General features: G+C 48.6%; 14 protein-coding genes. 6 read left to right on the top strand and 8 right to left on the bottom strand.

Going from position 1 to position 21,931, the window contains the following annotated elements; translation table 11 throughout:
• Window positions 1-145 precede the first annotated feature (145 nt).
• A complete protein-coding gene (locus GK108_RS10080) occupies window positions 146-2,677 on the top strand; it encodes a DUF5686 and carboxypeptidase-like regulatory domain-containing protein (RefSeq protein WP_163946734.1) in 2,532 nt (843 codons plus the stop codon).
• A 38-nt stretch (window positions 2,678-2,715) separates the two neighbouring features.
• Here the strand turns inward: GK108_RS10080 and GK108_RS10075 are convergent, their stop codons facing one another.
• From GK108_RS10075 to GK108_RS10060, 4 genes are all read right to left on the bottom strand, one after another.
• Window positions 2,716-3,885 (bottom strand): MFS transporter, encoded by a 1,170-nt coding sequence (locus GK108_RS10075; RefSeq protein ID WP_317166507.1) that lies wholly within the window; start codon window positions 3,883-3,885, stop codon window positions 2,716-2,718.
• Between the two features lie 65 nt (window positions 3,886-3,950).
• Window positions 3,951-4,628, bottom strand: coding sequence for a FadR/GntR family transcriptional regulator (locus tag GK108_RS10070; RefSeq protein ID WP_212592768.1), 678 nt, complete (start codon window positions 4,626-4,628; stop codon window positions 3,951-3,953).
• A 76-nt stretch (window positions 4,629-4,704) separates the two neighbouring features.
• Complete coding sequence (gene pgmB / locus GK108_RS10065) at window positions 4,705-5,370, bottom strand: beta-phosphoglucomutase (protein ID WP_163946728.1); 666 nt, start codon at window positions 5,368-5,370, stop codon at window positions 4,705-4,707.
• A 66-nt stretch (window positions 5,371-5,436) separates the two neighbouring features.
• Entirely contained in the window at window positions 5,437-7,308 is a 1,872-nt protein-coding gene (locus GK108_RS10060) for a glycoside hydrolase family 13 protein (protein WP_163946725.1), read from the bottom strand.
• 151 nt (window positions 7,309-7,459) lie between these two features.
• Here GK108_RS10060 and GK108_RS10055 point away from each other — a divergent pair, with 151 nt between their 5' ends.
• Complete coding sequence (locus GK108_RS10055; RefSeq protein WP_170305391.1) at window positions 7,460-9,178, top strand: alpha-amylase family protein; 1,719 nt, start codon at window positions 7,460-7,462, stop codon at window positions 9,176-9,178.
• A gap of 62 nt (window positions 9,179-9,240) precedes the next feature.
• Window positions 9,241-10,125, top strand: a complete 885-nt coding sequence (locus GK108_RS10050; protein WP_163946722.1) for an N-acetylmuramoyl-L-alanine amidase-like domain-containing protein — start codon at window positions 9,241-9,243, stop codon at window positions 10,123-10,125.
• Between the two features lie 20 nt (window positions 10,126-10,145).
• Here the strand turns inward: GK108_RS10050 and GK108_RS10045 are convergent, their stop codons facing one another.
• Complete coding sequence (locus GK108_RS10045; protein ID WP_163946720.1) at window positions 10,146-11,762, bottom strand: SulP family inorganic anion transporter; 1,617 nt, start codon at window positions 11,760-11,762, stop codon at window positions 10,146-10,148.
• A gap of 230 nt (window positions 11,763-11,992) precedes the next feature.
• Between GK108_RS10045 and GK108_RS10040 the strand changes: the two genes are divergently transcribed.
• Both GK108_RS10040 and GK108_RS10035 read left to right on the top strand, forming a co-directional pair.
• Complete coding sequence (locus tag GK108_RS10040; RefSeq protein ID WP_163946717.1) at window positions 11,993-13,189, top strand: THUMP-like domain-containing protein; 1,197 nt, start codon at window positions 11,993-11,995, stop codon at window positions 13,187-13,189.
• Between the two features lie 54 nt (window positions 13,190-13,243).
• Window positions 13,244-13,924, top strand: a complete 681-nt coding sequence (locus tag GK108_RS10035; protein WP_163946714.1) for a hypothetical protein — start codon at window positions 13,244-13,246, stop codon at window positions 13,922-13,924.
• An 80-nt stretch (window positions 13,925-14,004) separates the two neighbouring features.
• On the opposite strand, the gene GK108_RS10030 is transcribed toward GK108_RS10035, so the two are convergent.
• Together GK108_RS10030 and corA are read right to left on the bottom strand one after the other, a co-directional pair.
• Window positions 14,005-16,482 (bottom strand): bifunctional UDP-N-acetylmuramoyl-tripeptide:D-alanyl-D-alanine ligase/alanine racemase, encoded by a 2,478-nt coding sequence (locus GK108_RS10030; protein ID WP_163946711.1) that lies wholly within the window; start codon window positions 16,480-16,482, stop codon window positions 14,005-14,007.
• A gap of 46 nt (window positions 16,483-16,528) precedes the next feature.
• Window positions 16,529-17,611 carry a magnesium/cobalt transporter CorA gene (gene corA / locus GK108_RS10025; protein ID WP_163946708.1) on the bottom strand — a complete coding sequence of 361 codons (1,083 nt, stop codon included), beginning with the start codon at window positions 17,609-17,611 and terminating at the stop codon, window positions 16,529-16,531.
• Between the two features lie 177 nt (window positions 17,612-17,788).
• On the opposite strand from corA, the gene GK108_RS10020 reads away from it, so the two are divergent.
• On the top strand, window positions 17,789-18,958 hold the full coding sequence (locus tag GK108_RS10020) for a hypothetical protein (RefSeq protein ID WP_163946705.1): 1,170 nt from the start codon (window positions 17,789-17,791) through the stop codon (window positions 18,956-18,958).
• On the opposite strand, the gene GK108_RS10015 is transcribed toward GK108_RS10020, so the two are convergent.
• Window positions 18,945-21,401, bottom strand: coding sequence for a glycosyl hydrolase (locus GK108_RS10015; RefSeq protein ID WP_246224795.1), 2,457 nt, complete (start codon window positions 21,399-21,401; stop codon window positions 18,945-18,947). The genes GK108_RS10020 and GK108_RS10015 overlap by 14 nt on opposite strands.
• Window positions 21,402-21,931: the final 530 nt, after the last annotated feature.

Raw genomic sequence — 21,931 nt, 5'->3', positions numbered from 1 at the left:
AATAAGCCCTATTGATTGCAATTTTCCAAGAAAAACACAGCTTGTCGTCTGATTCCTGGATTTTATATAATTTTTCAATTTTTAGTAAACCTTGTTGATTAAACATCTGTTTAAAACAAATGATGTACTCCTACATTCCCACTAAATGACTTTACTAGTACGGTCCTTCGCTCTATTCAGCCTTCTACTCGTTGGATGGCCAGTGGCGATTATGGCCCAAACCTCCTACACCATTAGCGGCCGGGTAACCGACGCAGCCACTGGCGAAGGTATTCCTTTTGCCAGTATTGCCTTAAAAGGATTAACAAATGGTGCTACGTCCGACGTTGATGGTCACTACGTATTACGTACCAAACAGCTTGCCGACTCGATTCTGGTTCTGAGTCTTGGCTACCAGACCCGTTCTTTTGCTACAGCATCGATTGCGAATCAAACGATTGACGCTCAGCTGGTATCAGCAGCTACCAAACTTCAGGAAGTTAGGGTCTACGCTAAAGGGGGCGATCCGGCCTACCGGGTTTTGCGCGAAGCCGTGCGTAGACGCGACCAATACAATCCAGCCGAACTATCAGGGTATCAGTACGATAGTTACACTAAAATCGAGGGATACATCAATAACTTTAGCAAGCAGCGGAAGAAAAACCGCAAACCGGGACCTATCAATCGGCTCCTGGGCAAATTGCCCGCTATAACCGATGAGAACGGTTTACCGGCAGTACCAGTCTTCATTTCCGAAACGTTTTCTAATTTCTTTTCCCGGAACAACCCTCAAAAAGTAAAGGAACGAGTGCTGAAATCGCAGGTAACGGGGGTTGGCGTTAGCGATGGTGGCCTCATTTCTCAGCTGACCGGTGCTTCTTTCCAACAATATAACTTTTACAGGAACTCAGTATTTCTTCTACAAAAAGACATTCCGTCGCCAGTGGGTGCCCAGTGGGAAACCGTTTATACCTTCCGACTAAAAGATACCGTTCTGGTCAACGAAGCCGTTTGTTACGAAATTGAGTTAACGCCCAAACGTCCCACCGACCTGGCCTTTACCGGTACAGTGTGGATTGATACCTTAAAAATGGCCCTGGCTCAGGTCGACGTAAAAGTCGACAAACGCGCCAATATCAATTTCGTTGACGAGCTTCATATTGAGCAAAGCTGGGAAACGTTAGAATCGGGTGTTCGTTTTCCCGTACAGACACAGGTTAGCATCGACACCGACCAACCCGCTCCCCGTGCGCCCGGTGCACTTATCCGTTTTTTCACGACGGCCCGTAATATTGTTGTCAACGAGCCCAAAGATGTTGGCTTTTATAGCCCCGCTATCGAGTTAGCCGACGATTATAAGGTAACAGACCCAACCTACTGGAAAAGCGTTCGGCCCGATGACCTCTCGCCTTCCGAATGGCGGGCCATGCAGGTTGTTGATTCGGTACGTAACGTGCCTATCATCAAAGTGGCCGGTGAAATCATAAAACTTGGCGTATTAGGCTATAAACCAATCGACAAACTCCATATCGATGTTGGTCCTCTTTTGTATTCATACGCTAACAACGATATTGAAGGCAATCGATTTAGGCTGGGGCTTCGGACCAACACGGGCTTTAGTAAAAAATGGCTGCTGAGCGGCTATCTGGCTTATGGCACGCAGGACCAGACGTTTAAATATGGCGGCACCATCGAGTATATCCTGAGTCGAAAACCCTGGACTGTGATTGGTGCCCGCCATACCTATGATCTGGAACGGGTTGGTGTATCGGCCGATAATATTGGCAACAACTCCATTTTTGCCGCTTACTCCCGATTTGGTACTATCCGGCGCCCCTACTTCCAGGAAGAAAACCTGGTATACTTCCGACGCGAACTGGGCCGTGGATTTACTCAGACAGTAGCCATGCGTAACCGCACGTTTGAGCCGCTATTTCCGTTTGCCTTTCAGCCCCAGATACGCGATCAGGACCAGTCGATACGTAGTAACTACCGGGTTACGGAGTTGATTTCGGAAACTCGCTTTGCACCCGATGAGATTATGCTTCAGAACGACAACGTACGAATTAGCGCCGGGGCCGTTCGCAAACCAATTTTCACGCTACGGTATACGCTGGGTATCCGCGAAGCCTTGGGGGGCGACTTTACGTACCACCAGATTGCGTTCAACATGAAACATTCGTTCCGGATGGGAATTCTGGGAAGGTCTTATTATTCGCTTGGCGCTGGTATTATTCCGTCTACGGTTCCTTACCCGCTGCTGTATACGCCGTTGGGGAACGAGTCGATTTTCTACGTAGGCAATGCCTATAACCTGATGAATTATTTTGAGTTTATTGCCGACCGATGGGCAACGGCTCAATTTGAACATAACTTCGGTGGGCTACTTTTTAACCGGCTGCCTTTATTACGTCAGCTTAAATGGCGGGAATTCGTTACGGCAAAAGTTTTCGTCGGCAGCGTATCGTCAGCCAATATGGCTATGATTCCGGCTACCGACAGCCAGGGCCAGACCGTAGAAGGCTTTAGTTCGTTGAACCGTACACCCTATATTGAAGTAGGCTATGGCATCGACAATATTTTCAAAGTGCTACGTGTCGATGCCATTCACCGGCTAACCTATCGCGACAATGTCAGCAGAACCGGCATTCCTGTAACACCATTCGCCATTAAAGTATCAGGTTGGCTGGCGTTTTAATGGCGGCATAATACCCCGCAGCTGCGGGGTATCTCCTACTACTTCTTCGTATCCAGATTAGGCAAGAAGGCCGTCAGAATACCTAGCAACGGCAGAAATGCACAAACGTCAAACACATATGTAATGCTGGTATAATCGGCCAGTTTACCCAGTAAAGCCGAGCCGAGCCCACCCATTCCGAAAGCGAATCCGAAAAATAAGCCAGCAATCATGCCCACTTTACCGGGAACCAGTTCCTGCGCATAGACGATAATTGCCGAAAATGCCGACGAAATAAGTAAGCCTGTACAGATCGAGAGAATCGTTGTCCAGAACAGGTTAGCATGCGGCATTAGCAGCGTGAAGGGAGCCGCGCCCAGAATCGATATCCAGATAATGTATTTCCGCCCAAATCGATCCCCCAGCGGTCCACCAGCCAACGTACCAACGGCAATGGCCGCCAGAAAGATAAATAGGTGAATCTGAGCACTTTTTACGCCTAGCTGAAATTTATCCATCAGGTAAAACGTGAAATAGCTCGTCATCCCGGCTAAATAGAAATACTTGGAAAAAATCAGTACGAGCAGAATCAACAGCGACAGGATAACCCGGCGCTGGCTCAATCCTGACGAAGCCGACTCAACTGTTTTATTCACTTTTGGCAAAGCGACTGTTTTATACCACTTCCCAATTCGAGTCAGCAAAATAATCCCAATAAGAGCTGCTACACCAAACCACATCACGCTACGTTGCCCATACGAAACAACCAGCAATGCGGCCAACAATGGCCCTAGCGCACTTCCGGCATTGCCGCCCAACTGAAAAATTGACTGCGCTAATCCACGCTTGCCACCCGAAGCCAGATAAGCAACGCGCGATGAATCGGGGTGGAAAATAGATGAGCCAATACCAATCAGACCTACGGAAGCCAGAATCCAGAAAAAACTAGGCGAAAGGGCCAAACTGACTAAGCCCAACAGCGAAATACCCATACCAATTGCCAGCGAGAACGGCTTTGGATGCCGGTCGGTATACAATCCTACAAAAGGTTGCAAAATGGAAGCCGTTAGCTGATACGTTAGCGTCACCAGACCAATGTCGGTGAAATCGAGGTGAAAGTCTTCCTTTATAATTGGGTAAATTGCTGGAATGACTGCCTGAAGCATATCATTCAACAGGTGAGCAAAGCTAATAGCGTACAGAACGGAATAAGCCGTTTGTTGTACCATTTGTTTCGGTTCTGCTTGCAACGTTGGTTTACTCATCATATCATCTGATGACTTAAAGTAAAAAATTAATGGTTCAAGATCTGGGTTGCGTACAAGAGTGTTTTTTCTTCGTCGCGTTCGCTGATGCTCTGAAACAGAGATTTATGCAGCTCATTCGTTTGAATAAACGATTGAGTATCTGGATAAATCTGTAAAAACCAATCCTTCAGTTGCGACGAGAAAGCCTGGTATAGATCGATCAGAATATCGTTGCCGGAGGCTTTCGCGATGCTCAGGTGAAAATTAATATCGGCCTGTACACACTCTTCCAGCAAACCCGCCTGCGCTGCCTTGCCGCGCTGAACAAGAAATTCTTCAATTATAGCCAGCTGCTCTTCCGTACGATTAACAGCCGCTTTTTGCGCAATCTTGACTTCTATTAACTGCCGTACTTCATCAATATCACGGGCCTTCGCTCGCTTCAGCCGTTGCTGCAACGTTTCATTATTAGCCGAATATTCCTCAACAAATGTCCCTACGCCTTGCTGTACACGTAGCATTCCTGAATTAGCCAGCATCCGGATTGCTTCACGTATTGACGAGCGGCCAACGCCAAACTGTTTCATGAGTTCAGGTTCGGTTGGCAACTTTTGATTCACTACGTAGTGTCCCGATTGGATGTAAGCACTAATCAGACTAGCAACCTCGTCCGCTAATGATCGTTTTTGTATGGGCGTATTCATCATATCATCTGATGATCTCAAACAAAGGTAAGTCGTTTTTTTATAACGACAACACCTCTTATACGTATTGGGTTTTTTAATTACGCAGCAGCCAGACTCAGCGTGTAGTTTCGGCTTTGTTTAATACGTCCGCTACTGTCAGATTTTCCAGCGAAGGAGCAATCAGATCGGCCTGCGTCAATACGTCAGGCGAACCAAGGCCCACTACAAACATACCGCCCCGTTTACCGGCTTCAACGCCTGCCACGGCATCTTCGAACACCACGCACTCATCGGGGTTGACGCCCAGCTCGGCCGCACCTTTGGTAAACACTTCCGGATCAGGTTTGCCTTTGGAAATTTTCGTACCGTCGATAATTACGTCAAAAGCTTCCGACATACCAATTCGCTCCAGAATCAGCGGAGCATTCTTACTGACAGAACCCAGCGCCGTCAGCAGGTTGGCTTTGCGAACCTGAGAAAAGAAATTGGCCACGCCCGGCAGAATATCGTCGGACGTCATACGGCTCACCAGTTCGAGATACCACTGATTTTTCTCTGCTGCCAACTCATTTTTTTTCTCTTCCGGCAAGGTCAGACCGCCATGCTCCAGAATAATATCTAACGACTCCATGCGGCTTACGCCTTTCAATCGTTCGTTAAACTCTTCCGATATATCAAACCCCAGTTCGTTGGCCAGGCGTTTCCAGGCCTGATAATGATAAATGGCTGTATCAACAATGACCCCATCGAGGTCAAAAAGAAAGGCTTTAATAACACTCATAAAACTAATTTCGCACAGGTTGTCTACAAAGGTAGATGTTTTTTGATGCGTAAAACCTACGTTTGTTTACTTCGCTAGCTCCAGCACCAGCGCCGTTTTGGCGGGCAATTTTATCAGTTTAAGGTCCTGAATTACCTCATCGGTCAGGACATTACGGGCCGACGAGAAGCCTTTCATACGCTCTGTAAAGCGAACGGTATCGAGCGAAATTTCCTTGTCGTTGGTGTTCGTAGCGACCATTACCGTTTTATTGCCATCGTATCGGAAGTAAACATACGTACCATCCTGCGGCAGAAACTGCATCAGCTTTCCGGTATGCATAACCGGGTTATCCCTCCGGTACGTAGCCAGTTTTCGAACAAATTGAAACGCAGCCTTTTCGCGGTCGTTACGTCCCGAAGTTTCGAACTTATTTTCTTTGTCGCCAGGAAAACCGCCCGGAAAATCCCGACGCACTTCGGCATCGGACGGGTCTTTAAAATTCTTCATCAGGATTTCGGTTCCGTAATACATTGACGGAATGCCCCGCGTCGTAAGCAGCCACGTAAGTCCGATTTTATACTTGTCGAAATCGTCGCCGATGACCGATAAATAGCGGTCGGTATCGTGGTTATCCAGGAACGTCACCAACGTTGAAGGGTCCTGATAAACAGCATCCTGCGCCAAAGCCTGATAGAATCGATTAACGCCATCGTCCCAACTGAATTTCTGTTTCAATGCGTCCAGCATGGCTGTGTACACCACAAAATCGAGCCCGCCCGGCTGGTTTGATTTAAAGGCGAAATCAATTTTGTTACGTGTGTAATACGCCTGATCCACTACGTTATTCACCCACGATTCGCCAAAAATATGAATCTTAGGATACTCATCCATCAACGCCTGATTGCAGCGATTCATAAACGGCTGATCGTTATACATATACGTATCGACCCGCCAGGCATCTACGCCAAAATTTTCGACCGACCAGATGGCGTGCTGGATTAAAAAATTAGCTACAAACGGATTACTCTGGTTTAAATCGGGCAGGAAAGGCACAAACCAGCCATCCAGCATAACCCGGCGGTCGCTCTCAGCTCCGTACGGATCGGTAACGGATTGATATTTATAGGACGTATTCGTATAGGTCGGCCACTGGTGAAGCCAGCTTTTCATCGGCGCATCTTTCAAAAACCAGTGATTAATCCCAACATGATTATAGACCGCATCCTGCACCACTTTCAGACCCATAGCATGGGCTTTTTTGACGAACGCTTTGTAGGCATCATTCCCACCTAACCGCCGATCAACGGCGTAGTGATCCGTAAACCCGTAGCCATGATAGGCCGAACGCATAGCCCCCCCTTCGTTGGTCAAGGGCTGGTTATTTTCCAGAACCGGCGTAAACCAGATGGCTGTTACGCCCAGATCTTTCAGGTAGTCGAGATGCTGACCAGCTCCGGCCAGATCTCCCCCGTGCCGATAAAACGGATTCGAGCGGTCGGCATTCGGGTCGGCCATATCGGCAAACTTGTCGTTGCTTTCGTCGCCATTGGCAAATCGATCGGGCATGGCCAGATAAATAAAATCGGCGGCCGTTACGCCCTGCCCTTTCGGCGCTTTATCACGCACCTTCAACTCGAACGATTGGTTGATCGTTTGCGCCCCCCGCTTGCCAACGATACGTAGCGTACCGGGTTTAGCTGTCGACGAAATGGTCAGATCCAAGAAGGCGTAATTTGGATTTTCGACCGTATGCGTCTTCAGCAGTTTTACGCCGGGATAGGTAATTGTATAGGCTAACGTCCCGGCATTCGGACCATAGACCAGCAACTGTAGGTTCGGGTTTTTCATACCTACCCACCAGTTCGTCGGATTGATCCGCTGGATAGCAGGCGACTGACCCAGGCAGGTTACAGCAATTGGAATAAAAATGAGGAGATACAGAATAGGTCGTTTCATAGGTCAGCTATAGTATACAAGTCGTTTTTCCGGGGCATATCAGAGAATAATGCAACAAGAACGCAAAAATAACCCAAGTTTTTCGCCGAAAAAGGCCATAATTTTGTATGTCAATTCCGTCAATCACCCGTAACGCACTTCTCCCGGCGCTATGAATACTACGTCTGTTGTTCCAGTAATGGACAAACTGATTATTTACCAGATTTTTACGCGCCTGTTTGGCAATCAGAATACAACCAACCGATTCAACGGTAGTATCGAGGAGAACGGCTCCGGCAAATTCAACGACATCAACGATGATGCCTTACGGGCTATCAAACAGTTTGGCGCATCGCACGTGTGGTATACGGGTGTTATCGAACACGCAACCCAAACCGACTATTCAGCTTACGGCATTCTTCCCGACGATCCATCGGTTGTAAAAGGACGGGCTGGCTCACCCTATGCCATCAAGGATTACTATGACGTTGATCCCGATCTGGCGGTTAACGTACCCAATCGGATGGCCGAATTTGAAGCACTGGTTGAACGCACGCACGTACACGGCCTGAAGGTACTGATCGACTTCGTGCCGAACCACGTAGCACGTCAGTATAAGTCCGATGCGAAGCCCGCTAACGTAGTGGATTTGGGCGCGAATGACGATACGTCTGTCCGATTTTCCATCGAGAATAACTTTTACTATCTGCCGGGCGAAACGTTTGTTTCACCCGAAAAAAGTCAGGAAGCAACCACTAACGCGCTACACGAATTTCCGGCTAAAGTGACTGGCAGTGGCTCCATCACCGCTTCGCCTGATATAAACGATTGGTACGAAACCATAAAGCTAAACTACGGCTTTAATATTTTTGAGGGTGGCCAACAGTTCGAGCCCGTTCCGGCAACCTGGAAACAAATGCTCGACATTCTGCTTTTCTGGGCCAACAAAGGCGTCGACGGGTTCCGATGCGATATGGCTCACTACGTACCAATTCCGTTCTGGAAATGGGCCATTTCTCGGGTGAAGCAACAGTTTCCACGCATTCTCTTCATTGCCGAAATTTACGACCCGAACCTATATCGTCCCTTTATCTTTGACGGAGGATTCGACTATCTGTACGATAAAGTAGGCTTATACGATACCCTCCGGGAACTGATGGAGGGACACGGTTCATGCTATAACATTACTCGGGTCTGGCAACAGGAATCCGGTGAATACGCTCAGCATATGCTACGTTTCCTGGAAAATCACGACGAACAACGGATCGCTTCCCGGTTTTTCGCCAATGATCTCTGGTCCGCTGTTCCCGCCATGACCCTATCGGCCACGATGCATACGGGCCCTTACATGCTTTATTTCGGCCAGGAAACTGGCGTTCGGCCTGAAGAAGCGGAAGGGTTCAGTGGTGACGATGGCCGTACTACGATTTTCGATTATTGGGGAATTTCTGACTGGCAGGGCTGGATCAATAAAGGTCGTTATGATGGGCTGGGCCTATCGGACGAACAGCAACGGCTGCGGTCTTTTTACCAGCAGTTAAATTACCTTGTCAATGGTTCCGATGCTATCCAGAATGGCTATTTCTATGATCTGCAATATGCCAATGACAACGGGCAGAGCCCTGGTTATGACGCCCAACGACTCTACAGTTATTTACGCCATACTGACCGACAGAAGCTACTGATTGTCTGCAACTTCTCGATCAATACGACGTACGAAACCACCATCAGGATTCCGGGTCATGCATTCGAGGTAATGGGTCTTTCGCCGTCCCGGACGTTTACATTCACCGATATTTTCCTGACCAATTCGGAAATAGACGCTGTGGGTACTATGGGCGTACCGGTAGTTTTACCACCACGTAGTGTGCGCGTTTTAGAAATTAAGTAACATTTCGCTACTTTTTGTCTTCTTCACCGTCTCTACTGCATTAACCTAGACGATTACCGGTAATGGTAAAACTATTTACAGCCGTTTTTCTGCTATTCTCGTCATCGGCTATCCTGGCCCAGGAGCTAGCGCCTACTGATTTAAAAGCTGTCACGGTTAATGGCGGTAAGACTCCCGCCGAAACGGCTATCAACATTGGCAAACAGCTGATGGGACGCCCATACCGGCCACACACGCTCGACGAAAATCCAACGGAACAGTTGGTGGTGAATCTGCGTGAATTTGACTGTACAACGTACCTGGAAACGGTTCTGGCATTATCGCTTGCCTGGCACGACTTACCCGCGTCTGACAAGAACAATCAGGTATTGCTCGATCAAACGTTTCGTAAGTTCCTGACCAAGCTTCGGTATCGCGACGGACGTATTGATGGCTATGCCAGTCGGCTGCATTATTTTTCGGAATGGCTGCTGGACAATGAACGCAAAGGGTTACTGACCGACGTAACGCGCGACATAGCTGGCAGTTTATCGGTATCGAAACCGCTGTCTTACATGACAACGGCAACGTATAAGTATCCTCGTTTAACCGACCCTGCCATTTACAAACAGGTTGCTCTGGCCGAATCGGCGCTGAGTCAGCAATCCTTTTATTTCATTCCCAAAAAGAACATACGCCAGGCCGAAGCTAGCCTTCGGGAAGGGGATATTGTGATGTTGACGGCCGCCCGGCCCGGCCTCGATATGCGACATGTGGGTCTGGCTGTTCGTCAGGCGAACGGACGAATGCATCTGCTCCATGCGTCGTCCGATCAGGGCGAAGTGGTTATTACGTCGTATCCACTGAGTGACTACGTACTGTGGCACAAACCCTTGTCGGGCATCAGAGTAGCCCGACTTCGTCCGGCAACCCTCCTGACCACAGCAGCCGTAAACGGCGACGAATAAACTACGATAACTGATTGTTTTTAAACAGGCCGATCGTCCAGAACGACTCGGCTACGTGTGCGTTTACGCCGACTCAATATGACGTTTCGAAGCTCGTAATGAATACCCTGCACCCTGGCCGTTTCCCGATAATCCTGTAGCATGTTATAAATATCGTGATCGATAAAAGGGGCCTTCGTTCCATCAATGAGCACTTCATCGCCGGGCTGAAGCAGTCCGAGTGCTTCTTTCAACTGCGGCTTGCTCAGGAAATACAAATCTTTCTCGAACTCAATGAGCACTTTCCGACCATCTCTAAACACGCTGAACGTCGACTGAAAGTTGGTATAGAGTACAAACAAAATACCAATCACTGTTCCCAACGCAATCCCAATCAGCAGATCGGTGAAAACAATTCCTAAAACGGTGATGATAAAGGGAAGAAACTGGCTCCAGCCGTCGTGATATGTTTTTTTGAAAATAGCCGGGCTAGCCAGTTTATAACCAACCATGATCAGCACAGCCGCCAGGCACGACAGCGGAATAAGATTCAGGATGGGCCCACCCAAAAATACGGCCGTTACTAAAAAAAGGCCGTGTAAAACAGTTGACATGCGTGTTTTGGCACCACCGTATATGTTTGCCGATGTACGTACCACTACGGACGTAACGGGTAAACCGCCAACCATCCCCGACAATACGTTCCCGATGCCCTGCGCAATCAATTCCTGATTGGTCGATGATACGCGTTTGGCGGAATCAAGTCGGTCCGAAGCCTCTAAATTCAGTAATGTTTCCAGACTGGCAACGAGCGCAATCGTGGCCGCAATGCCATAAATTTTCGGATTGGTTAAAACACTGAAATCAGGAAAATCAAAGATCGAAAAAATGGGTTGACCAGGTGCAATCGTGGGTATCTGCACCATATGCTGATGCGCTTTGGTGCCCATATACCAGTCGGGTACTGACACGCGAAAAAACTCGTTCAGTCCAATACCGATAAACACCACAACCAGCGCCGAAGGAAAGTTCTTAAAGAACGTTTTTGTGCTGCGGCTCGCTATACGTCCCCAACCAATCAGAAAGATCAGCGATACCAAACTAATAACGACTGCTCCTGTGCTGGCGGTTTCAATAGCTCTGTAGATCTCCGAAATCGTGTTTTCGCCGTCGGCCAGCTGCTGAAACTCAAATTCCCCCTCATAGTCGTTATCCCGGCCAAGCGCATGCGGAATCTGTTTCAGAATAATGACGATCCCAATCGCAACCAGCATACCTTTGATGACACTATCGGGGAAAAAACTGCTGAATCGACCTGCCTTGATCAACCCGAGCAGAAATTGCATTACACCCGCCAGCACTACGGCTGTCAGAAATGCGTCGTAAGCGCCTACTTTTGCAATAGCATCGGCCACAATCACGGCTAAACCCGCAGCTGGCCCGCTTACACTGACTTCTGAACCCGATAACAATCCAATGACAATTCCTCCGATTACCCCAGCAACCAACCCTGAGAAAAGAGGAGCACCAGAAGCCAGGGCAATACCCAGGCATAATGGCAAAGCAACCAGGAATACCGACAGCCCCGACGGCAAATCCTGCCGGAACAAATTCAGGTTATAGGTCCTTAAAGTTCTAACAGGCGAAACGCGTTGCATGAGAAAAAGTGTTTCTGTAGGGATTTGATCGTAGAAACTACTTAAGCAGTACGGCAGCCTAATTTCTCATAGAAACCAGAATTTGTTCAGATAACAGGCAAGCAAACGCACTGTAATCGTTTTGTCTCTGGAAGAAATAAGCAAATCTGAAGCTGCGAAACTACCTAAAAGATCATACTCAATTAAAACAGAGTTAAAAGCGAATTAAAACCGTATTAATACTCATTGCTTTGATAAATTTTTCATCCACCGAACTGGCATTCATTCAGGCACATCTTAACGATGATGTTCGTCAGCTTTTGCTACGTCCGGGTGCCAATCCGACTAAGCTGGATCTTCCTAAACTAGCAGCCCAAATAGCGGCCCGACAAAAAGCCAAAGAGAAGTTACCGACCTGGTATGCGGATGAATCGCTGGCTTTTCCACCTGCATTATCCGTAGAACAGGCTTCTTCAGAATTAACAGCGCACTATAAAGCCTCACTGGTTGGTGGCGATCTGCTGGCTGATCTGACGGGCGGTATGGGCGTTGATACGTGGGCATTTGCCAAACAGGTTGAGCGGGTAGTCTATGTCGAACAACAAGCTAATCTGGCCGAACTGGCTGCCTATAACCTTCCCCGACTAGGCACAAAAAACGTAACGGTATTGACCGGCGATGGACTGGCAAGTATTATCGACTATCCATCACCAATCAGTTGGGTGTATCTGGACCCGCACCGACGTAACGACCAGGGCGGAAAGGTAGTCCAATTGAGCGATTGTGAACCCGACATTTCCAATCCAGACATGCTTAACCACATCCTGGCAAAGACGGAGCGAATTTTAGTGAAGACTTCGCCGTTACTTGACATAGATTCGACCGTCCGAAAACTTAATCAGGTCAACTCAGTCCATATCGTAGCGGTGCAGGGAGAAGTTAAAGAAGTGTTGCTGGAAATAGGTCGCCATATCATCGATACAGATGCGGTTACGGTCACGGCGGTCAATCTGGCGGCTGGAGGTAACGTAGCGTTCCAGTTCAGCAAGGGCGACGAACGTACTGCCGCTGTTAAGCTGAGCGATCCTTTACAGTATATCTACGAACCAAATGCTGCCATCTTAAAAGCGGGCGCTTTTCGGCTGGTCGCATCGCGCTATGGCTTGTCAAAGCTAGCTCCTAACAGTCATTTATATACGAGCCATACGGTAGTGCCTGATTTTCCAGGCCGGATTTTCATACTGGACACACTCGTTAAGACGGATCGAAAAGCGTTACAGGAACATATTCCGACCATGAAAGCGAATCTTACCACCCGAAATTTCCCTCAGTCAGTGGCTGATTTACGTAAAAAACTGAGACTTAAAGAAGGTGGCGATACGTATGTTCTGGCAACAACTCTTCAGAATGGCGATAAACGTCTGCTAGTAACCAGAAAAGCCCTTTAACCCCAATACAACTATATACTAATAACAGAAAAATACCCCAAACACTATACAACCATGAAACATGTACTTCGCGTAACACTGGCGTTTTTTTTCGTAACTCTAGTCAGTTCGGCTCAGGCACAAACGGTTTATGCCGGAGAAACCACCGTCGATAAAGCTAAATTAGCTGGCCTTTACTTAACCGTCCAGGGAGATGGTAAACAGATCGAAAAAGATTGGGAAGAAAAACTGAAAACATTCGGTCGTCTGAGTGCTTCGCGCGGTACGTATCGCGTAACCAACGCCGACATTCCGGCCATTTCGCCCGAACCAATCAATCTGGTTAGCACCGTGAAATCGGCCAAGACCTCGGCCACTATTTTTACGTCGTTCGATCTGGGGAGCGGTAATTTTGTGACGACCGGCAGTAATGGCTACTCGGCCGCCGAAAGTCTTCTGAAAGATTTTGCCACCAAAAGCTCGTTTAACCAGGAAGTTCGACTGGTTGAGGGAAGTTTTGACGAAGCCCAGAAAAATCACCAGAAAATGGTCAAAAAGGGAGAGCAGCTTCAGCGGTCTATCGAACAGAATGCCAAAGAAAAAGAACGCCTGCTGAAACGAATCGACGAAAACGCCAAAGAACTCGAACAGCTTCAGAAAGACGTTGAAACCAACAAGATAGACCAGACCAACGCGCTTACGGAGCTGGAAAATCGGAAGAAGAACGTAGAAGCAGTAAAAGCGAAACAACCGTAATCCGTAGCTACTAGAGCCAAAAGCACAGGTCTTGCTATTGAATAGACTTCTATTCAATAGCAAGACCTGTGCTTTTGTTATCAGTTTCCTTCCTTATAAAAAACCCGCTTCACCCGCTCGCTGACCCCGGTCAGTATCTCGTACGGAATAGTGCCTATCTGCTGAGCCAATTCGGTGATCCGTAGTTCGTTACCGAAAATAATGACATCGTCGCCCTCGGCCGCCGACGCGTTCGTTACGTTGATCATCGTCATATCCATACAAATATTCCCTACCGTTGGGCAACGGGTTCCATTGACCCACACCGAACCAACGCCATTGCCCAGTCGGCGATCAAAACCATCGGCATACCCAATAGCCAGCGTAGCGATTCGGGCGTCATGATCCAGCACACCCCGCCGACTATAGCCGACTGATTCGCCCGCTGGAATCGTCTTAATCTGGCTAATCACTGTATGCAACGTACCCACCGACCGAACGGCGTCTTTTTCGATCTGGCTGGATTCGACCCCGTAAAGGCCAATGCCCAAACGAACCATATCGAGTCTATAATCCGGGAAACGCACAATGCCCGCCGAATTGAGTAGGTGCCGAATTGGTTTGTAGCCTAAGCCCGCTTCGAGCACTGCCGTAGCCCGCAGAAACGTATCATACTGGTGCACAGAGAACGCATTGAACTGCGCATCGTCAGCGCCTACCAGGTGACTGAAAACGGTTGCCACTCGTACCTGTGGATACCCTTTCAGATACTCCACTACGGCCGGAATTTCGTCTTCCAGGAAGCCAAGCCGATGCATACCGGTATCGACTTTCAGATGAAAGGGGTATGGATTTTCCGCGCTACGTTGTCCATTCTTGTCAATAAAATCAGACCATTCGCGTAATAACCGCATGCTATATAATTCTGGCTCAAGACCAAACTCAACCAACGTAGCAAACGTCTCGGGAGCCGGATTCATCACCATAATCGGCAAGTCGATTCCATTCTGACGTAGCGAAACACCTTCATCAGCATAGGCAACGGCCAGATAATCAACCCGATGAAATTGCAACAATTGAGCCACTTCGGCGCTCCCACTCCCATAGGCAAACGCCTTCACCATCACCATCAGTTTAGTATCCGCCCCTACCCGTTCCCGGTAATAATTCAGGTTATGAGTCAGCGCATCGAGATTGATTTCCAGGACCGTACCATGCACTTTCCGCTGCAACCGATTCACAATTCGCTCGAACGAAAACGGTCGGGCTCCTTTCACCAACACATCACTATCGTGTAGGCTGTTGATTGGAAAATTGGTCAGAAACTCATCAGTAGTCGCGAAAAACTGGCTCGTACTGGCGAAGAAATGACGATTATGGCTCAAGACCGGCCCAATTCCGATAAACTGGTCAATATCATTGGCTTGCAACAACCTGGCCACCTGTTCATACAGATCGGCCTCACGCTGGCCCGACTGAAGCACATCAGACAATATCACAACGCGTTTGTCGCGGGAGCTTTGCTGGTTCAGGAAACGTAGTGCAAGCTGTAAACCAACCACATCGTTGTTGTACGAATCATCGATCAGTACGCAATTATTGATGCCTTCTTTCAGTTCCAGACGCATCGAAACCGGACGTAGTCGATTCAGGCGGCTTTGTAACGTATCAGCATCGTAGGCCCGAATCGTCAGCATCGTTACCAGACAATGAATCAGATTGTCAACCGAAGCCGGATCAGTAAAAGGCAATGTCAACGTAACAGTAGTAGCCGGGCCGCGAAGCGTAAGCCTATCCTGTTGCCGTTCAACCTGATAAACCGCTTTCTTGCCCGTTAACGACCACGTAATAAACCGCATATCGGCATTAACCGCTTTCAACAGCAGATTAGCTTCCTCGTCTATTTCGGCGTAGTCGTTGCAGTAGATAAGCGTATTGGCATGAATAAACAGCCGTAGCTTTTCGGCAATTTTCTGTTTTCGGGTCCGAAAGCCTTCGTCATGGGCCGTTCCGATAGTTGTAAAAATACCAATGGTGGGCCGGATAATAGCTTCCAGCGCCTGCATCTCATGCGGTCTGGAAATACCCGCTTCGAAGATGCCCAGCGTATGCGTATCATTTAATTCGTGAACCGACAGCGGTACGCCCAGTTGCGAATTATAACTCTTAGGGCTTTTTACTACCGCAAAGTCATCGGCCAGCAACTGCGCCAGCCACTCTTTCACAATGGTTTTACCATTGCTCCCCGTAATACCAACAACCGGAATACGAAACAGCCGTCGGTGTGCTGCTGCCAGCTCCTGAAGCGTTTGTAAACTGCTGTCGACCTCCACAAACTGCGCATCGGGATAATTCAGTAAGTCGGCTCGACGATTGGGCGTTAGGGCCGTTCGTTCGACCACAAAATGACGGATTCCCTTCCGATATAACTCGCCAATAAACTCATGCCCGTCGTGATGCTCGCCCTGAATGGCAAAAAAAACAGACTGATCAGCCGGGGCATTGGTCGCATTGCCAATCACCTGCCTGGAATCAGTAATCCACTGAAAATTATCTAATTGAAGTACTTGCGTTGTCATAATTCTCCAGTAACCCTATTGGCCACTTTGCACCGCTTAATGGCTATCACATCCAGCCTCGTCGTTTGAAATAAATCACTTCACCCACGGCAATAACAAGCATGGCCAATAAAACCCAAAAGTACCCGGTTCTGGTGTGAAGTTCGGGCATATTATCGAAGTTCATGCCATAGATTCCGGCAATGAATGTTAACGGAATAAAAATAGCCGACACGATGGTTAACGTTTTCATGACCGAATTCATGCGGTTATTCACAATGGAATAATACACGTCCATCAGTCCGGAAATAAGTTCGCGGTAGGCATCGAGTGTTTCAATAATCTGATTGATATGATCGGCCAGATCGCGTAGATAAGGTAACGTAGCGTGTTTGATCAGCGTCGACTCTTCTCGAAGTAAAACGCCGACCACATCGCGCAGCGGGTAGACAGTCCGCCGAATAAAGGCCAGTTCACGTTTGAGTTTATAAAGCGTAGCCAGCGTTTGCTGATTAGCCTGCTGATTCACAATGTGCTCCTCCAGTTCGTCCATTTTTTCGCCGATGCGTTCCGTAATCAGAAAATAATGATCTACAATAACATCCATCAGCGCATAGAGCAGATAATCGGCATCGTTTCGGCGCGTCTTACCCGACGATGCTTTGATGCGTTCGATAACGGGCTCAAAAATATCTTTCGTGCGCTCCTCCTGAAACGAAATCAGATAATGTTGACCCAGAATTAAACTCACGTGCTCCACATCAAGCTCCTGCTGCTGGCGATTATGGTGCAGCATCTTGAGCGTAACAAACACAACCGTATCGTCGTAAAGATCGATTTTCGGTTTTTGCTCGGTATTCATTACGTCTTCCAGAATCAGCGGATGCAGATGGTACTGCTGCCCAATGGCTGACACGACCTGAGGTTCATGAATACCGTCCACATCAAGCCAGTTTACGTAAGGCGTTCCCGGTATCGGGAGCGTACAGGAACTTAGCTTCGTACCGTCTTTTATGTGATATTCCCGTTCATTATATTCAATTTTCTTGATTTCGGTCTGATGCTCAATTTCCTGCCCAACGTAGGTGAGCGTTCCGGGCGACGTTCCGAGCGTTTTTTCAGCCGAACGATAGTGTCGGTGTTTCGACATAGACAGTTTTACGAAAGAGTTTTCCGGTTTGCGATTGAACCGGTACCAGTGTCAGAAATAGCGCTGACGAACCAGTAAATAAATAGGATGCAACCCTCTTCTTTTTTCTGGAATCAAAGATAAACCAACTACCCGGTGCTTTGTCTAATGTTCTAAAAATCTACCTGCAACATCCTCATGTTTCGCCTTTCTCTACTCCTCGTTATTCTCCCATTGCTCATCGGAGCATGTAGCAGTGGGCAAACGGCCCTAAATCGGGGCAATTATGATTTGGCGGTAAAAAAAGCCTCTCAACGACTTAATCAGTGGCGCGGCCTCAGCAAACGCGGTTACACCAAAGCACCACTGGTCCTGAAACAGGCGTTTGTTCGGGCCTATGAACAACATCAGAACACCATTCGCAAGCTATCGGCTTCGGCACCACCCGACGCTTTTCGCTGGGAAACCGTCCACAAAGAATACGAACAATTACAGACCCTAACCGACAACGCCCGTAGCTGCGAAGCCTGTGCCGACTGGTTAGCGGCCTACCCCGCTTCTTATGCTGACCGCAAGGACGAAACACGTCAACTGGCCGCTGCCGATCGGTATGAGGTGGCCGAACAGGCGTTTGCTTATCGGGAAGAGAATCGACTGGCAGCCAGGGATGCCTTTGTTAATTATCAGAAAGCGCTCGAATGGGTTCCCGGTTTCCGCCAGGCCAATGCCAAATCGCAGGATGCGTTGCCCTTCGCCATTCTGCGCGTGGTTGTTGAACCGCTGGCTCCCACCAATGAGATCAGCCAGCGGGATAACCACGAATTAGAAGACATGATACTACGTCAAATCCGGTCCGATGAAGCGCCTTCCCGTTTTGTTCGGCTCTATCAGCCCAACGAATACGCTGGCGATGGTTTCCCAATTCATCAGGCCGTTCAGATGCAGGTGACTGACTACGTTCCCTACAGCGATAACACATCGTCGTCGACCACAACTGTCTATAGTAATCAAACCTACAAGGTTGGCGAAAAGAAAATTAACGACTCTACTAAAGTCGACATCATGGAACGGGTTAGCGGTCAGTTGACCACGTACCAACGGACCATCCGCGCCGAACTGACGCTACGTATGCGTTCTATTGATACCCAGACTGGTAAATCCGTTTGGGAAGACTCCGTCTGGGAAACCCGCAACTGGCAAACTCAATGGCAAACCTTTACCGGCGACGATCGGGCATTGAATGGGAGTTCACTGGCCAGCGCCAGCCTGTTTGCTCCTTCCCGCTGGAGTCTGTACGACAGTATGCGTGACGAACTGGCCAGCGATGTTGTCCGACGAATTCGTTCCAACTACGCTAAGGATCAATAAGGCTCCAGAACGTAACGGGTCCAAGTAATCCCGATGGACGGGCCTCCCAGCGACTGGCGTCATATGGCTTGTAACGGATATCGACAATATTAATGTCGTAAAACTTTTTCCAGCCCGGATTCTGTCGATCATACAGCCGCATGTAGTTGGCCGATACGTTCGTTACGTCAATTTCCAGCTGATTTCCGGTTGCTTTCAACAGGCGGGCCGGTATTGACAGGCGGTAGGGCAAGCACCAGGCCGTTCCGACCGACTGGCCGTTTACGCGAACCTCGGCAACTTCCCGTACATCGCCCAAATCCAGTACGTAGGAAGTCGTAGCCGACTGACTAGCCGGAAAATCGAAGGTAGTGCTATACCGGGCCGTTCCCCAGAAATACCTAGCCGAATCAGACAAACTCGTCCAGGAGGTCAGTTTAGGCAATGTAGCCGACGTACGAAGATCGGGTCGGCCCGACAAAAACTGGATCGTCCATGAATTGGGCAGTCGTAGTAGTTCCGTCGATTTACCAGTAGTTTGCGGGCTACGTCCACTAGTTATGGCCGGTGCGCCCGGCATAACGGAAATGAAACAGGATTGTCCTGGTTCCAGCGCCAGCCACACCTCATTTTTGCCGTCTTTACCGTTCCGAATGGGCAACGTAGTAGTTTGATCCGTTAAAGCATCATACCGGCTTGCCAGACCGAGTACCGATAATGGAATCCAGCCCTGCCGAAATTTATTAGCCAGATTCGCGATGAAATACTGGGTTGTATCGCCCCGTCGCTTTCTAATAAACGCCAGTCCTTGCTCCGCCCAGCTTTCTACCCGAGTAGTAGATTGACGTAGCGTCGTAAACACATCGTTGCTGACTTGTACGGACTTCAGTTGTTGAAGGGCTTTACCAATACGGACCAAATTGGCCGAGCGTTCGTCATGTTTGTGGAAACCCGGTACTTGTTGTGGCATAGCACCGTCAAAAATAATGCGTGCCCCTTGCCGGGCGAGTCGGTCCAGTTGCTGAAGTGTTTGTTCGGGTAGATACGTAGCGTGGGGAATAAGAATACACTGAAATACGGCACCGCCTGGGCTCAGAATACCACCCTTCGTTACGGATAGTTTCCTGAGCAGGTCGTCCGATACGTAGTCAAACGAATAGCCGCGCTGTTGCAACTGTTCGCACAATTTTCCAAATGGCTGGGGCAGTAACCATTGCTCCACGTGATGCACTTCTAACTGGTGAATTCCTCCAGCAGAACGGGTCCGAGTAGCCCACAAATCATGAATGGGAAAGTAGACGAGCAGATCGTTATCGGGTTTACTCGCCTGAAGCCGCGTCTGACAGCGCTCAATATATCGGTTCAGCAGGGGCAGATGAGGCCAGAAATGCGACGAAGGACCATAGTTGGTCGACGCATAAAATACCCATCCGGGCCAGGGCTCGGCGGGTGGTGAATAGGGCGTTCCGTGGTAGAAAATATGGTTGATGCCAGCCGTAAACAATTCGTCAACCTGGGGTTTTATCTGCGACAGCGCCACCTGAAAATGATTTGCCAGCCACGTAGTCGTTTCAGAGCTTACCAGCGGCTTTCCCAGCACATGCGCAGCCGACGACGCGAATTTCATGGCCAACGTATTGGGCATTCCAAAACGATCGACCTCATAATCCGGATCGACCCGAAGGCCCGGAATGGGGAATTGGCTGGACCCAAACGACTCGGTTTCCGGAATATCGGCTTCGGCATACAGATCGATCAGATTGCCGGGTGATCCGTGCGCCTGATTTCTACTCAGGAATTTGTGGTTGCGAGCCCAGCCAGTCCAGGTAGTTGTAAACCCATCATGCAGCAATTCGGCCAATGTCTGGTGGTAATCCTGATGAACCAGTATACTCGCTTTCGACTGCGTTGTGTCCAGAAAAGCGCTTAATTGAGTAGTCAGATCGTAGCCACGGCGCTTGTTGAACTCATCCAGAAAATTGGCCGACCAGTTGGCCCCAAATACCTCATACGAATCATTATAGACCGCTCGCGGTCCGTCCGCAAGGGTAATCAACGTAGAGTCGAACCGTTTCACGTACTGGTCCATCGCCCGCTTACTGAAATAATCCAGAACCAGTCCTTCGCCACCCGGTGCCGCCCGCTTGACCTGTTGTTTGGTGAGTTCTGTAACGAGTTTTCCATTATCGACTTTCCAGCGTTTGGCCGCTATTTCAGACGTAACATTCGGGCCACCAAAAGGCCAGCCAGTACCCAGTGTCAGATCAACGCCCATACCCAGCCGTCTGCCCGCCCGAACGGTATGCGCCAGCATGGCCAGCCAGCGATCGCTCAGAAACGGAATAAACTGCTTCTCGTATCCCTTAACACCATAAATCGGAATGATATGGACGCCACCCAATCCAGCCTGCGCAAATTGCTCTAGCTGATAGGTAATGTCTTTTTCGTTGGCGGCACTCCCCATCCACCACCAATACGTCCAGGGTTTTGCGGTTTGAGGGGTTGTTTTTACCTGCCCGGTTGCGATACCGAACGATCCAAAAACAATACCTAGAACAACAGCCAGTACCAGATGTCGCATAAATAAAGAGGAGCAGTTAATGATGGGGATAGTCAACGGGCTATCTCCCCCTAAAACCGACAAAACGAACAGCTCTACTTATCGGCAGGAAACAGTAGCGCGTCTTGTCAGCAACAATCAGCCCATAGCTTCGACATGGTCGTAGACCGTGACCAATTCATAATGTTGCTACCAATAAACTTACACTGCCCCGTAGTATACAACTACAGCCATTTTACGCTCCATTTATACAGATTATCACAAATCAATGTTCTGAGCGATTAAGTCTTTGGATACTTAAAAATAAAATAACTACCCAACAAAACATACTACAATCATTTATGATTAATACCTATTAAAAATTTTATATTAAATGATTTCTTTTAATTAATTTCAATGTTTTAATAGTAACAACTAATGACTTTTCATTGTAA

The organism is Spirosoma terrae, from assembly GCF_010435915.1.
Taxonomy (GTDB): domain Bacteria; phylum Bacteroidota; class Bacteroidia; order Cytophagales; family Spirosomataceae; genus Spirosoma; species Spirosoma terrae.
Note: the sequence above shows the minus strand (reverse complement) of the source record. Positions and strands in the feature narration are given on the sequence as shown.